The following is a 14581-nucleotide window of genomic DNA, read 5'->3' on the forward strand; positions in this document are numbered from 1 at the left end:
GGCCCCCTCCCCCCAGCCCGTACTCAGCCCGTGAACTTCACGTCGGTGATGGCCTGCTTGTAGCCTGCGTCGCTGTACTGGTCGCCCTCCGCGTGCGGCAGAGCAGTGAGCCACACGAGAACGTACCGGGTCTTCACCGGCTTGGTGGCCTTCACCGTCGGGGAGGTGCCGGTCGTCGTGAGCGTCCCCAGCTTCCGCATCGAGTCGAGCGGGGTGGATGAGCCCATCGAGTCCGTCGCGTAGAGCGTGATCGTCGTATGGTCGCCGGGATACCGCAGCCCTATCGATGCGGCCGAGACCGTCTGTGCCGAGCCGAGGTCGTAGACGATGCCGACGCCGGGCTTGTAGGACGGCTTCATATCGGGACCGTCTCGGTAGCTTTTGGTCCGCCAGTACGTCGAGCTGTCGCCGTCATACGTCTTGGTCACGTCCTCCGGCGCCTGAGCGCCACCCTTGGCGACGTACTCCTCAGCGTTCTCAATCTTGATCGGTCTGACCGGCGTCGTCGCGCCGCCGTTCTTGTCGTTGCCGTCCGTCGTGTGCGTCCGGTTGGTGTTCTCGGACTTGCCGCCGTCCATGAGCGCTTCCGCGAGCTGCCAGCTCCCGAGGCCCAGTGCGGCGATGAGCAGGGCCGAGACGGCCCACTTCAGGACCCTGCCGGTGCGGCTCTGGAGCGGGGGCGGCGGAGCCGGGACGGGTTGGGTGGCGCCGGGGTGGGGCGCGGGGCGGCCGTAGGTGCCTTGCTGGTACGTCGTGCGCTGGTACTCCGGTGGTGCCGTGAAGGAGGGCTCCGGCGGGCGGATGCGGGGCATCTCACCGATCGCCTTCACCAGCTCCTCGGGCGTCGTGCAGGGCGCCTCGTGGCGGGACGCGGTGGCGCCGTCGTTGACCAGCGCGCGCATGGCCAGCTCGGACAGTCCGCGGTGGACGCCGGCGCGCACCTGGTCGGGGGCGATCAGGCCGACGCCCTTGGGCAGCCCGGACAGGCCGTAGGCGTCGTCCTCGTACGGCCAGCGCTGGGTGAGCGCGGCGTACAGAAGTGCGCCGATGGCCTCCGTGTCCGCTCGTTGGGGGGTGTCGGAGCCGATGCCGCGCAGTGCGGCGTTCACGGCGAGGCCGCGGATGCGCCACTGGCCGGACGAGGTGCGCAGCACCGTGCTCGGGTTCAGGCGCAGATGGGAGAGGCCCTCGCGGTGCGCGGCGGCCATCGCCTGGGAGACCTGGGTGACCATCTGGTAGGCGTCGTGCGCCTCCAGCGGCCCGGTGGCGAGCAACGTGGTCAGCTCGGTGGCGTCGGGCAGCCACTCGTGGACGACATAGACGAGGTCGTTCTCCTCGACGGCGTCCAGGACCTGCACGAAGCGGGGGTCGCCGAGCAGCGCGGCGGATCGGGCCGCGGCCAGCACGGAACGGGCGCGAGCGTGGTCCGCGGGCAGGATGTGGACGCCGACGGCGCGGCGGAGTTTCTCGTCCACCGCACGCCAACTGCTGAAGCCGTCCAAACGGGTGACGCACTCCTCGAGGCGGTAGCGTCTGGCAAGCTTGTGGCCGCTGTGCAGCTCGGGCGGTGAGGCGTTTCCTGGGCGCTCGGTCCCGCCGCTCCCCCGCGCATCGTCGCCGTCCGTGTTCCGCTCCCGGTCCTTGGCCACCCCGTCGGACGTGGACTGGTCCGCCTTGGCGGTCAGCGGCTCGTCGCCGCTGTTGTCTGCCACGTCGACGGCAGCCGTGCTCCGTTCCGCCACCGTCGTTCCTGCCTCCCCATCCGTTGCGCGCTGTCCGACGCAGAAACCAATTGTGCCCACAGTCCGCCGCTATGCACGACACACGGCGGCGGACGATGGTTGTGCGCGTACCCCCGCCTCAGCGCCCCAGGCGCCCGCGGACCATGCCGACCATTGAGTTGAGTTCCTCGATGCGCATCTTCCGTGCGGCCACGTAGAAGACACCGAAGAGCAGGGCGCCACCACCGAGCAGGGCGACGAGCGAGCCGCCGACGCCCTGGCCCAGCGTGTGGCCGATTTCGTAGCAGACCGCTCCACTCAGCAGAACGGCCGGAACCGAGGCGATCCCCAGCCGTGCGTAGGTGCGCAGCACCCGTGCGCCGTCCAGGTCGCCTCCCAGCCGCTTGCGCAGCCGCGTCCAGGCGACCCCGACGCCGATCGCGTACGCGAGGCCGTACGACCCCGCCATGCCGATCACGGCCCAGCGGGCCGGGAGCAGGAAGTAGCAGGCGATGGAGGCGCCCGCGTTCACAGCGGCCACGATGACCGTGTTGTAGAAGGGGGTGCGGGTGTCCTCGTATGCGTAGAAGGCGCGGAGCACGACGTACTGCACGGAGTACGGGATGAGCCCGAGGCCGAAGGACATCAGCATGTAGCCCATGTTGGTGGCGGCACCGGTGCCGGAGGAGCCGAAGATCAGGGTGCACATCGGGATGCCGAGCGCGACGAATCCGAAGGCGATCGGCACGATCGCCACGGCCGTCGTGCGCAGACCCTGGGAGATGTCGTCGCGGACGGCACCGCCGTCGCCCTCGGCGGCCGAACGCGAGATGCGGGGCAGCAGGGCGGCCATCAGGGAGACGGTGATGATCGCCTGCGGCAGGCCCCAGATCAGCTGGGCGTTGGCGTAGGCGGCGAAGCCGGTGCCGTCGATGGCGGAGTTCTTGCCCGCCGCGGTGGACAGCTGGGAGACGACGAGTGCGCCTGCCTGGTTGGCGAGGACGAACAGCACCGTCCACTTCGCGAGCGTGGCGGCCTTCCCCAGGCCGTGGCCCCTCCAGTCGAAGCGCAGCCGCAGCCGGAACCCGGTCTCCCGCAGATACGGGATCATCGCGAGGGCCTGGACGACGAGGCCGAGCAGAACGCCCACGCCGAGCAGCCGCTGCCCCTCCGGCGGGATGTTCGTGACCTTCATCCCGGAGTTTGCCGCGCTGCCGTACACCCAGATGAACGCGCCGAGTGTCACGATGATGACGACGTTGTTCAGGACCGGGGTCCACATCATCGCGCCGAACTTCCCCCGCGCGTTGAGGATCTGCCCCATCACCACGTGGATGCCCATGAAGAAGATCGAGGGCAGGAAGTAGCGGACGAAGGTGACGCCGACCTCGTTGGCCGCCGGGTCGCCGGCGACCGAGTCGGACAGCAGACGGATCAGCAGCGGGGCCGCGACGACGGCGAGCACCGTCAGCGCGCCGAGGGCCACCATGACCAGGGTCAGCAGCCGGTTCGCGTACGCCTCGCCGCCGTCCTCGTCCTCCTTCATGGCCCGCACGAGCTGCGGCACGAAGACGGAGTTCAGGCCGCCGCCGACGGTGAGGATGTAGATCATCGTCGGGAGCTGATAGGCGACCTGGAAGGTGTCGCCGAGCAGGCCGACGCCCAGCGCCGAGACGATCAGCGCGGAGCGGATGAAGCCGGTGAGGCGGGAGACCATCGTGCCGGCCGCCATCACCGCGCTGGACTTCAGCAGGCCCGAGGCCCGCCCGCCCTTCTTCGTGGCGGACGCGGGTAGGGGAGCGGCGGCCGGTGCGGGCGCGGGGGCCGGTGCGGCCCCCGCGCCGGGCGGGGGCAGGGGAGCGTACGCTCCGGCCTGCGCGGGCGCGTGGACGGGGCCGGTGTACGGCCCGGTCGGGCCCTGGGCCGGGGGCGGTGCGGCGGCCGGGCCGGGCAAGGAGGGCCGGTCCGCGTACGGCGGTCCACCGCCCTGTTGCTGGTCCTGGAAGAGGTGGGCGAAGGCGTCCGGCTGGTGGTACTCCTCGCCGGTCTGGGTGGTGACCAGGTCGTCGACCCCCACGAACTGCGTCGTCCGGGGATCGTCGCCGTACGGCAGGTACTGTGCCGGCCCCTCCGGCTCGGGCGCCGGCGGCCGGGCCCACACGCGGGGGTCAGGGGTGTACCGCGGTGTCGGAGGCTGCGCGTACAGCGGCTGCTGCGGCTGGTAGGTGCCCGGGGGCGGCGGGGGGTGCGCGGCACGGTCGTAGAGCGCCTCCGTCACCGGATCCTGGGCGGAGAGGTCCTGAGCACGGTAGGGGTCCTGGTCGTAGGCGTCCTGGAGATACGCGTCCGCCTGGGGCTGCGGCGGCACCGGGCCGGGCTCCTGCGGCGGGCCCTCGGGGTAGCCCGAGCTGCCCGCGGCGCCCTGGCCGCGGTCACCGTCGTACGGCGCGTTCATGGTTACCCCACCTCATCGTCCCCGGCCCACCGGCCACGACATCGCTCAACGGTCCACTTTCTCACCCGTGCCGGACGGGTCTGCGCTTTCCGGTGCGGTGTCCGGTGCCGGGTCACTCGGCTGCTCCCGGCCGCCTGCCCCGGACTCCGCGTCCGACTCCTTTTCGGATGCCGTCGCGGACCCTTCGGTTGCATCGGTGGAGCTTTCGGTGCCCCCAGTGTCTACGGTCCCGTCCGCGGCCGCGTTCAGCGCCCTCTCCCGTGTGGCCGCCTCCGGGCTCTCCGGGGTGCTCGGCTGCTCCTCCTCGGTCTGCCGCGCGGCCAGGCGTTTGCGCTGGGTGTACATGCGGAACCCGGCGAGCACCAGCAGCAGGACACCGCCGGCGATGACCAGCATCACCGTGGGGGTGATCTCGGTGACGTTCACGTCGAAGGTGACGGCGGGCCCGTATGCCTGGCCGTCCTCCGTGAACAGCTGGGCGACCACGGCGGCCCGGCCGTTGGCGTTGGCCGTGGTGGTGAACTTCACGGACTGGCTGTGTCCGCCCGAGACGGTGATGGGCCGCTCCGCGTAGGGATCGTTGCCGATCTTCAGCCGGGTCGGCTGCTGGGAGGTGAGCCGCAGCACGAGGTGCTCGACCCCTTGCACGAGGTTGTTCTGCACGGTCACGGGGATCGTGGCGCTGCGGCCCGAGAGCTTGGTCTCGGACTTCTCGATCAGCCGTACCTGGCCGATGAGCCCGTCGAGGTACGACTCCACCGTCTGGCGGAAGACCGATGCCTGGGTGGTGTGACCGCGCCAGGAAGCGGACATGGCGCGGTCTATGGCCCGCCCGAAGGGGGTGACGACCCGTGCGGGGCCGGTGAGGATCACCTTGAAGCTGTCGAGCTTGTCCTGTGTGTCCTCGATCTGCTGGAACGCCGACCGCGGCAGTTCCGCCCGGCGCAGCGAGGACGGGTAGTGGGAGGAGGACGGCACCTGTGTCCTGGCGTTCGGGTCCGGCTTGGCCCTGGCGGCCGCGGACAGCTCGGCGGACTGCGACCAGGGGCTGCTCTGCAGGGCCGCCAGCGCCTGCGCCATCGCATGGGCCTGGCTCGCGGACGGCATCCGCTGCGGGGCGACCACGATGCTGCGTTCCTTCTGCGGTTCCTGCAGATTGATCATCAGGCTCTGGGCCAGGAACTCCTGCACGGCGAGAGTGGAGCCGGCGGCCGAGGTCATGTCCCCCTCGAACGCGGTCGACAGCCCGTCGTCCGCGACCACCGCCGTGGTGCCGCCACCGATGGGGCGGGCCGAGGTGGGCGTGTACGGCAGGGAGCGGCTCTCCTTCAGGCTGTCGCTGCGGGCGATGACCTTGTCCGCTCCGGCCGATGTGGCGACCTTGACGATCGAAGGGTCGACCGCGCCCTCCACGGGCCAGGCGAAGTCCGTGTCGGGCTTCACGTGCAGGATGGTCTGCACGGTGCTCGCGGCAACGTCCGTGGCGTCCTTGAGGTGGCTCAGGGAACCGGTGACGTTCTTGCCGTTGTGGGCCAGCGAGGCCAGGTCCGGGTCGGCGAAGGGGAGGGCGACGACCTCCTTGTTCTTGACCGCCTTCTCGAGGTCGGCGAGCCACTGTTTGGCGACCGCCTGGTTCCTGCCCGCCGTGACGCTGTCGCCGGGACCCTTGATGCTGTAGCTCTCCGTCATCGCGTCGACGGAGGCGAGCAGGTCCGGGTCGATCACCCAGGTGACGTCGAGGTTCCGGCCCAGCGACAGCAGCTGGGAGAGACGGCCGCCCGGCGAGATCTCCTCGGCCAGGTCGTCGTTGCGGAAGACGGGCGTCTGCTCCTGGTCGGGAAGGGTCTCCGCGGTCATGTGATCCGTCGAGATCAACGGCCAGAGGTAGGTCGTCCTGGTCTTGGTGCCGGTGCCGTCGGGCTGCCAGGGCAGGAACGTCCGCTGGATGCCGAGCACCTGCTCGTAGGGCTGCGCGGCGGTCTGCCCGGAGAGCGAGACACCGAGCTGGTAGACCCCGTCGGAGCCGAGGCCGAGCTCCTTGACCGGCACGGAGATGCTGAAGTCCTGCGGGATGCCCGGGGCAAGTGCGGCGAACTTCGCGATGTACTTCCCGCCGACCTCCGAGCCGTCGACGCCCGGCAGATAGCCGACGCGCCGGGCGGCGCTGTCGATGGACGCGCGGCTGCTCAGGGACGGGCCGACGCGCAGCCCCACGTGGGCGTCCGTGACGGTCCGCTTGCCGCGGTTGGTGACCGTGCCCGAGACGGTGAGGGTGTCGTCGTCGGCCGGCGCGCTGGGGCTGAGCGCGTCGAGGGACACGGCGACCGTGCGGGAGCCGCTCGCCTCTGCGGCGGCCTGCTGCCCGGCCGCCCGGGCCGTCGGGCCGGCGGGCAGCTGCAGCAGACCGGCCAGCAGGGGCGCTCCCGCGAGCAGTGCCCCGGTGCGCCGCAGCCACCGGCGGGCAGGTGAGGGACTCATCCCCTGGAATTCTGCCGCCTCGGCCACGCGTTCGCCCGTCCCTCGTCGTCAGTGGTCGTCGGAATGTGCGTCCACGCATGGTAACGATGTGGGCGGAGGGGAAGTGCCGCGGTGGCCCCACAAGATCGAAACGGGGCCCTGGCCTGTCCCTTATATAGGCATACCACGGTGGGTGCGTATACGGGGCGCCTGTGCATGTGTACGGAATGCTTGTGCAGGTTCAATGGAGGCACTCGGCGTGGCCTGGGGCACGTACTCTTTTCTGTTGTGCCGAACGCCAACGAAGACAATCTCCGTGCCCTGAGTCAGGTGCAGCACCGCGCGGTGAGTGAACTGCTGCGGGTATCCCCTGTCGCCGACGACCTCGCCCGCCGCTTCCAGCAGGCCGGGTTCTCACTCGCCCTGGTCGGCGGCTCGGTGCGGGACGCCCTCCTCGGCCGGCTCGGCAACGACCTCGACTTCACCACCGACGCCCGTCCCGAGGACGTGCTGAAGATCGTGCGGCCGTGGGCGGACGCCACCTGGGAAGTCGGGATCGCCTTCGGAACGGTCGGTGCCCAGAAGGAGGCCCGCGTCGGAGACGCTGTCCAACGCTTTCAGATCGAGATCACGACCTACCGGTCCGAAGCCTACGACCGCACCTCGCGCAAGCCCGAGGTGTCGTACGGCGACTCCATCGAGGAGGACCTGGTCCGGCGCGACTTCACGGTCAACGCGATGGCCGTCGCGTTGCCCGAGAAGGGGTTCGTCGATCCCTACGGTGGGCTCGGGGATCTCGCCGCTCGGCTGCTGCGCACCCCGGGCACTCCCGAGGAGTCCTTCTCGGACGACCCGCTGCGGATGATGCGGGCCGCACGCTTCGCGGCCCAGCTGGACTTCGAGGTCGCTCCCGAGGTCGTGGCGGCCATGAAGGAGATGGCCGGCCGTATCGAGATCGTGTCGGCCGAACGTGTGCGGGAGGAGCTGAACAAGCTGGTCCTGTCCGTGTACCCGCGCAAGGGCCTGACGCTGCTGGTCGAGACCGGACTGGCCGACCACGTCCTGCCGGAGCTTCCTGCGCTGCGCCTGGAGCGTGACGAGCACCACCGGCACAAGGACGTCTACGACCACACGCTGATCGTGCTGGAGCAGGCGATGGCGCTGGAGGAGGACGGACCCGATCTGACCCTGCGGCTCGCCGCGCTGCTGCATGACATCGGCAAGCCGAGGACGCGCCGCTTCGAGAAGGACGGGCGGGTCTCCTTCCACCATCACGAGGTGGTCGGCGCCAAGATGACCAAGAAGCGGATGACGGCCCTGAAGTACCCCAACGACTTGGTGAAGGATGTCTCGCGCCTGGTCGAACTCCATCTGCGCTTCCACGGCTACGGCACCGGTGAGTGGACGGACTCGGCGGTGCGACGGTACGTGCGTGACGCGGGCCCGCTCCTGGACCGCCTCCACAAGCTGACCCGTTCCGACTGCACCACCCGCAACAAGCGCAAGGCGACGGCGCTCTCGCGTGCGTATGACGGCCTGGAACGGCGTATCGCCCATCTGCAGGAACAAGAGGAGCTGGACGCGATCCGGCCCGACCTGGACGGCAACCAGATCATGGAGGTCCTGGGTGTCGGACCCGGCCCGGTCGTCGGCCAGGCGTACAAGTTCCTGCTGGAGCTTCGTCTGGAGAACGGGCCGATGGAGCATGATGCGGCCGTGGCGGCGCTCAAGGAGTGGTGGGCCGGGCAGAGCTGAGAGGGCGGACCCGGGTCATGTTTCACGTGAAACATGACCCGGGGGGCGAGGCGCGAAGGGGCGGTGTTTCACGTGAAACACCGCCCCTTCGCGCATGCCGAGGGCGTTACTTGGTCTCCTTCAGGCACAGCACGACATCGTGGCCGCCGCCGTACTGGACGTAGGAGACGGTCGCCTCCTCGACCGCCTCGCACTTGCTGTCGTTGCTGGTGTCGGAGAACTTCTGGACGACCTTGAACTGGGCGTCACTGGACGAGCAGCCGACCTCCTTCAGGTCGGGCTTCGAGTTCGTGCCGTCGTTGTGCATGCAGGCGCCCACCGACGTCGTCTCCGCGTCGGTCTCGTTCGCCCACCAGCCGATGCCGAACTTGATGACGGCGATGATGACGGCGACGACGATGATCCCGACGATGCGCAGCATCTTCTTGCCCACGCGTCCGCCCCGGCCGTTCTGCGGCGGCACCGGCGCGGGAGCACCCTGGTTCGGGAACGGCGCGTAAGGGCCGCCCTGTGGCGGAACTCCCGGCTGGCCGGGCTGCTGCCCTATGGGCGGTGCGGGCTGCTGAGCGTACGGGTTCTGGCCCTGGGGCGGCGGAGTGGTCACTTTGGGGGTCCCCCCTCGAACGTGGATGCGCATGGCGCATATAAGACGTCCGTAAGCTATCGGTCCCCACTGACAACACTGAAGTCCAGTGGGGCTCCGTAGCACTGATGTGACACTTACCAGCGTTCAAAGCGGGACATAGTCGCAGCTACCGCTGCGTAGATAACGCCGACCGTGACTACCAGGACGGCTGAGCGGCCGTCAGGGGGCAGCATCAGGGCGGACACTCCGGCGGCGCCGACGAACGCGACGTTGAAGAGCACGTCGTAGACGGAGAACACCCGCCCCCGGAAGCCGTCGTCGACCGTGGACTGGACGATCGTGTCCGTGGAGATCTTCGCGCCCTGCGTGACGAGCCCCAGCACGAAGGCCGCGACCAGCATGGGCACGGTCGCGAACGGGAGGCCGAGCGCGGGTTCCAGGACCGCGGCGGCCGCGGCGCACACGACGATCCAGCGGCCGGGACCGAGCCGTCCCGCCGCCCACGGCGTCACCACGGCCGCGGCGAAGAATCCGGCGCCCGACACTCCCACCGCCAGCCCCAGCAGGGCCAGCCCGTGCTCCGAGTCCGAGGACAGGGCGTACCGGCACAGCATCAGTACCAGCACCAGCAGCGCCCCGTAGCAGAACCTCATCGCGGTCATCGCGGTGAGCGCCCAGGCGGCCTCCCGGCGCGGTGGCGTCAGAAGATGCCGCAGCCCCGCCACCAGGTCGCGCGCGGTGGCGACGAGGGCCGTGCCCAGCCGGGGCGGCACCGACTCCGGGTCGGGGCCCAGCACTTCAAGCGGCAGACTCAGCGACACGAGGGCCGAACCCAGATACAGGGCGGCGGCCAGCAGCACCACCAGGGCATCGGAGTCCGAGGCTGCCAGGCGTACGGCGAAAGCGAGTCCGCCGCCCGCGGTCGCCGCGAGCGTGCCGGCTGTCGGGGAGAGGGAGTTGGCCATCACCAGACGTTCGGCGTCGACGACGCGGGGCAGCGCCGCGGACAGGCCGGCGAGGACGAAGCGGTTGACCCCGGTGACGCATAGCGCGGAGGCGTAGAAGAGCCAGTCCGGGACACGGCTGAGCATCAGGACGGCCGTCAGGCAGGCCAGCAGGGCGCGCAGCAGGTTGCCGTAGAGGAACACCTGGCGGCGGCGCCAGCGGTCCAGCAGGACGCCGGCGAACGGACCGACGAGGGAGTACGGAAGGAGCAGCACGGCCATCGCGGAGGCGATCGCGACGGGCGAGGTCTGCTTTTCCGGGGAGAAGACGACGTACGTGGCGAGCGCGACCTGGTAGATGCCGTCGGCTCCCTGCGACAGCAGCCGTATGGCAAGCAGGCGTCTGAAGTCCCGGAATCGCAGCAGGACGCGCAGGTCGCGCATGACGGACATGGGCCACAGCCTCACACACGCACGGGGTTCCCGGGGCGCCACGGTCCATATACGCGCGGGGTTCCCGGGCGATATGCCCAGGAACCCCGCGAAGCCCGGTGAAGCGGCCCCGGCGCGTGTGCGCCCGGCCCGGCTAGCGCTCGACCTCGCCCCTGATGAACTTCTCGACGTTCTCGCGGGCCTCGTCGTCGAAGTACTGCACCGGCGGGGACTTCATGAAGTACGACGACGCGGACAGCACGGGGCCGCCGATGCCGCGGTCCTTGGCAATCTTCGCGGCGCGCAGGGCGTCGATGATGACACCCGCGGAGTTCGGGGAGTCCCAGACCTCCAGCTTGTACTCCAGGTTCAGCGGGACGTCACCGAAGGCGCGGCCCTCGAGGCGGACGTACGCCCACTTGCGGTCGTCGAGCCAGGCCACGTAGTCGGACGGGCCGATGTGGACGTTCTTCTCGCCGAGGTCCCGGTCGGGGATCTGGGAGGTGACGGCCTGCGTCTTGGAGATCTTCTTGGACTCCAGGCGCTCGCGTTCGAGCATGTTCTTGAAGTCCATGTTGCCGCCGACGTTCAGCTGCATCGTGCGGTCCAGGACGACGCCACGGTCCTCGAACAGCTTCGCCATGACGCGGTGCGTGATGGTGGCGCCCACCTGCGACTTGATGTCGTCGCCGACGATCGGGACACCCGCCTCGGTGAACTTGTCGGCCCATTCCTTGGTGCCGGCGATGAAGACCGGAAGGGCGTTGACGAAGGCGACCTTGGCGTCGATGGCGCACTGGGCGTAGTACTTCGCCGCCTGCTCGGAGCCGACCGGCAGGTAGCAGACGAGGACGTCGACCTGCTTGTCCTTGAGTACCCGGACGACGTCGACCGGGGCCTCGGCGGACTCCTCGATGGTGGCGCGGTAGTACTTGCCCAGGCCGTCGAGGGTGTGGCCGCGCTGCACCGTCACACCGGTGGACGGGACGTCGCAGATCTTGATGGTGTTGTTCTCCGAGGCGCCGATGGCATCCGCCAGGTCGAGGCCGACCTTCTTGGCGTCCACGTCGAACGCGGCGACGAACTCCACGTCACGGACGTGGTAGTCGCCGAACTGGACGTGCATCAGACCCGGGACCCTGGACGCCGGGTCGGCGTCCTTGTAGTACTCGACTCCCTGCACCAGCGATGCGGCGCAGTTGCCCACGCCGACGATGGCTACGCGAACCGAACCCATTCCGGTTGCTCCCTGTGTGTGCGAGGTGAAGCCCCGACTGGGCCTCACGTGGTGGTGTCGTCGGACGGATCCGGCCGGGTGCTGTCCCGGTGCCGGGGCAGGCCGCCCGTCTCTCCCGATGTGCTGTTGTGAGCGGAGCCGTCGGCAGCGGAACCCCTGAGGTCCCGTCCGGCCCGCTCGCTCTCGATGAGCTCGTTCAGCCAGCGCACTTCGCGCTCCACGGACTCCATCCCGTGGCGCTGGAGCTCGAGGGTGTAGTCGTCGAGGCGCTCCCGGGTGCGGGCCAGGGAGGCGCGCATCTTCTCCAGACGCTCCTCCAGCCGGCTCCGGCGGCCCTCGAGGACGCGCATGCGCACGTCGCGGGACGTCTGCCCGAAGAAGGCGAAACGAGCGGCGAAATGCTCGTCCTCGTACGCGTCGGGACCGGTCTGGGAGAGCAACTCCTCGAAGTGCTCCTTACCGTCCGCCGTCAACCGGTAGACGATCTTGGCTCGCCGCCCCGCGAGCGGAGCGGCGAGGGCGTCGTCGGCGGTGCCGGCCGATTCCTCGGTCAACCAGCCGCTGGCGACCAGCGTCTTGAGGCACGGGTACAGCGTCCCGTAGCTGAAGGCGCGGAATACACCCAGTGACGTATTGAGTCGTTTGCGCAGCTCGTAGCCGTGCATCGGGGACTCGCGCAGCAGGCCGAGGACGGCGAACTCGAGGATCCCGGAACGCCGGCTCATAAGCGCCTCCCTTCCTGCCGCTGTGCCGTCCGCGTGGCCTTTATGCCGTGCTGATGTATCGACTCGATACATCAGCACGATAGAACGCTGCTTCGGGTGGGACAAGAGGGAGCACGGTGAACGCGGTCACATCACCGATTCGTGGCATCGAGTTGCCTGGTTTGAGGGGAACTTCGGTGCTCGGCAGGTTTTGACGGTGCGTAGTCTGTGCGCCATGCACATCACCGGGAACCGAGTGACGACAGGGGACGTCCTCGTCCTCGGTGCAGTACGGGTGAATGCGTCGACGACGGCATCCGTACTTCGGGGGGACCGGAAACCAGCCGCCGTTTCCAGGCGCGTCAGGATGCGCCTGCCCGAGGAGTAATCGTTCGATGAGCGAGCACCGTCGCAAACCGCCGCAGCCGCAGGGAGGCGGACGCGCCGCGGCCCGACGCGGCCAGTCGGCGTCCTCCGGCCGCCGAGCGGCACCGCGAGGCGCCACCGGTTCTTCCTCCGACTCTTATGGGGCCGGAGGTGAGGAGCGCCCGTACGGGGGCCGTGCCGAGGTCCGGCGGGCGGCACAGAGAAGTGCGGGTGGCCGACGCAGAGCGGCCGACGGCGCGGGGCGCGGCGCCGGAGGCAGCGGAGGCCGCCGCGGCGGTTCCGGCCCGAGCGGGCCGGGACGCGGCAGGGGACGTGGCCCCGATCCGTCCAGGAAGCGCTTCATCGACTACCCGCGCGCGGGCAAGTACGGAGCCGCGCGCTGGGTGCCGTCGTGGAAGCTGGTGACGGGGCTGTTCATCGGCTTCATAGGAAGTCTGGTGGCGGTCGCGGGCATCGGGTACGCCATGGTGAGCGTCCCGAACGTGGCGCAGACCGCGAAGGCACAGAACAACGTCTACTACTGGTCCGACGGCAGCCAGATGGTTGCCACGGGCGGTGAGACCAACCGCCAGATCATCAACCTCTCGCAGATCCCCCAGGCGATGCGGTACGCCGTCATCTCCCAGGAGAACAAGACCTTCTACACGGACAGCGGCATCGACCCGAAGGGCATCGCGCGCGCCGTCTTCAACATGGCCACCGGTGGTCAGACACAGGGCGGCTCCACCATCACCCAGCAGTACGTGAAGAACGCCAGGCTGGACGACCAGTCCCAGACGATCTCCCGGAAGTTCAAGGAGATCTTCATCTCGATCAAGGTGGGGACCAGTGTCCCGAAGGACGAGATCCTGGCCGGCTATCTGAACTCCGCGTACTACGGCCGCGGGGCCTACGGCATCCAGGCGGCCGCCCGCGCGTACTTCGACAAGGACGCCATCAAGCTGAACCCGGGTGAGTGCGCCTTCCTGGCGGCGATGCTCAAGGGCGCCACGTACTACGACCCGGCGGGCGCGACGTCGCTGGACCCGGCTGCCACCCCTGAGGCAAACCGCAGGCGGGCCCTGCTGCAGATGCAGGACACCCTCGACAAGATGGTCCAGTACGGGCATCTGGAGCAGTCGGTGCGGGCCCAGTACACCAAGCTCCCCGCCGTCCAGAACCCGCGGTCCAACACCCGGCTCAGCGGTCAGATCGGCTATCTCGTCGACCTGGCCAACAGCTACCTGGTCACCCACAGCGACCAGACCCACATCACTGCGAGCAAGCTGCAACAAGGCGGCCTCTCCATCTACACGACCTTCGACAAGAAGAAGGTCGACAAGCTCGAGGCCGCGGTGCAGAAGGTCCGGAAGGCGAACATCGATCCCAAGAAGCGCCCGGAGACCGATACGTACGTCCAGTTCGGCGGCGCCTCCGTGGACCCGGCGACGGGTGCCATCAAGGCCATCTACGGCGGCGAGGACGCGACCAAACACTTCACCGACAACGCGGACTCGACCGGTGCCCAGGTGGGTTCGACGTTCAAGCCGTTCGTGCTGGCGGCGGCCATGCAGGACGGCGTCCGCAATCCCGACGGGCCGGCCTCCCAGCCGCAGGACGAACGCACCCAGGTCTCGCCCAAGAGCCTGTACAGCGGCAAGAACAAGCTGAAGATCATGGAGTACAACAAGACCGTCTGGAAGAACGAGAAGGGCGAGGAGTGGCTGCAGACGAACGACGGCAATGAGTCGGTGGGGAACCCGCCGGACTACAAGATCGACCTTCGCGAGGCGATGCGCCTGTCGGTCAACTCGGCCTATGTCCAGCTCGGCATGGACGTGGGCCTGGACAAGGTCAAGCAGGCAGCCCTGGACGCGGGCATCCTCAAGTCCAGCCTGGCCAGTGCCAGCTTCCCGTCGTTCTC

The 14581-nt window shown here is 69.2% G+C and carries 9 protein-coding genes; 2 read left to right on the forward strand and 7 right to left on the reverse strand.

Translation table 11 applies throughout. The features are described 5' to 3' along the window. Window positions 1–23 precede the first annotated feature (23 nt). The 3 genes from ACFSL4_RS05275 to ACFSL4_RS05285 all read right to left on the reverse strand — a co-directional run bounded on the left by ACFSL4_RS05275 (window position 24) and on the right by ACFSL4_RS05285 (window position 6681). A complete protein-coding gene (locus ACFSL4_RS05275; RefSeq protein ID WP_381079015.1) occupies window positions 24–1742 on the reverse strand; it encodes a protein kinase family protein in 1719 nt (572 codons plus the stop codon). A 118-nt stretch (window positions 1743–1860) separates the two neighbouring features. After that, window positions 1861–4176, reverse strand: a complete 2316-nt coding sequence (gene murJ / locus ACFSL4_RS05280) for a murein biosynthesis integral membrane protein MurJ (RefSeq protein WP_381079017.1) — start codon at window positions 4174–4176, stop codon at window positions 1861–1863. A 45-nt stretch (window positions 4177–4221) separates the two neighbouring features. Then, window positions 4222–6681: a DUF6049 family protein gene (locus ACFSL4_RS05285; RefSeq protein WP_381079019.1), complete on the reverse strand. Its 2460-nt coding sequence runs from the start codon at window positions 6679–6681 to the stop codon at window positions 4222–4224. Window positions 6682–6921: 240 nt separating this feature from the next. On the opposite strand from ACFSL4_RS05285, the gene ACFSL4_RS05290 reads away from it, so the two are divergent. Next, window positions 6922–8388 carry a CCA tRNA nucleotidyltransferase gene (locus ACFSL4_RS05290; RefSeq protein ID WP_381079021.1) on the forward strand — a complete coding sequence of 489 codons (1467 nt, stop codon included), beginning with the start codon at window positions 6922–6924 and terminating at the stop codon, window positions 8386–8388. Window positions 8389–8494: 106 nt separating this feature from the next. On the opposite strand, the gene ACFSL4_RS05295 is transcribed toward ACFSL4_RS05290, so the two are convergent. From ACFSL4_RS05295 to ACFSL4_RS05310, 4 genes are all read right to left on the reverse strand, one after another. After that, window positions 8495–8992: an LppU/SCO3897 family protein gene (locus ACFSL4_RS05295; protein ID WP_381079023.1), complete on the reverse strand. Its 498-nt coding sequence runs from the start codon at window positions 8990–8992 to the stop codon at window positions 8495–8497. Between the two features lie 116 nt (window positions 8993–9108). After that, entirely contained in the window at window positions 9109–10371 is a 1263-nt protein-coding gene (locus ACFSL4_RS05300) for an MFS transporter (RefSeq protein ID WP_381079025.1), read from the reverse strand. A 133-nt stretch (window positions 10372–10504) separates the two neighbouring features. Then, entirely contained in the window at window positions 10505–11587 is a 1083-nt protein-coding gene (locus ACFSL4_RS05305) for an inositol-3-phosphate synthase (RefSeq protein ID WP_381079027.1), read from the reverse strand. 44 nt (window positions 11588–11631) lie between these two features. Beyond that, window positions 11632–12312 carry a PadR family transcriptional regulator gene (locus ACFSL4_RS05310; RefSeq protein ID WP_381079029.1) on the reverse strand — a complete coding sequence of 227 codons (681 nt, stop codon included), beginning with the start codon at window positions 12310–12312 and terminating at the stop codon, window positions 11632–11634. 374 nt (window positions 12313–12686) lie between these two features. Between ACFSL4_RS05310 and ACFSL4_RS05315 the strand changes: the two genes are divergently transcribed. Further along, window positions 12687–14581 (forward strand): transglycosylase domain-containing protein (locus tag ACFSL4_RS05315; protein WP_381079055.1); only part of this gene is annotated, 1895 nt, incomplete at its 3' end.

The organism is Streptomyces caeni (assembly GCF_042678285.1).
Lineage (GTDB): Bacteria > Actinomycetota > Actinomycetes > Streptomycetales > Streptomycetaceae > Streptomyces > Streptomyces caeni.

What these genes read in the sequence shown, in the direction of transcription:
- murJ (WP_381079017.1), bottom strand. Translation starts at nt 4,176, where the DNA reads ATGAACGCGCCGTACGACGGTGACCGCGGCCAGGGCGCCGCGGGCAGC.
- ACFSL4_RS05300 (WP_381079025.1), bottom strand. Translation starts at nt 10,371, where the DNA reads ATGTCCGTCATGCGCGACCTGCGCGTCCTGCTGCGATTCCGGGACTTC.
- ACFSL4_RS05305 (WP_381079027.1), bottom strand. Translation starts at nt 11,587, where the DNA reads ATGGGTTCGGTTCGCGTAGCCATCGTCGGCGTGGGCAACTGCGCCGCA.
- ACFSL4_RS05310 (WP_381079029.1), bottom strand. Translation starts at nt 12,312, where the DNA reads ATGAGCCGGCGTTCCGGGATCCTCGAGTTCGCCGTCCTCGGCCTGCTG.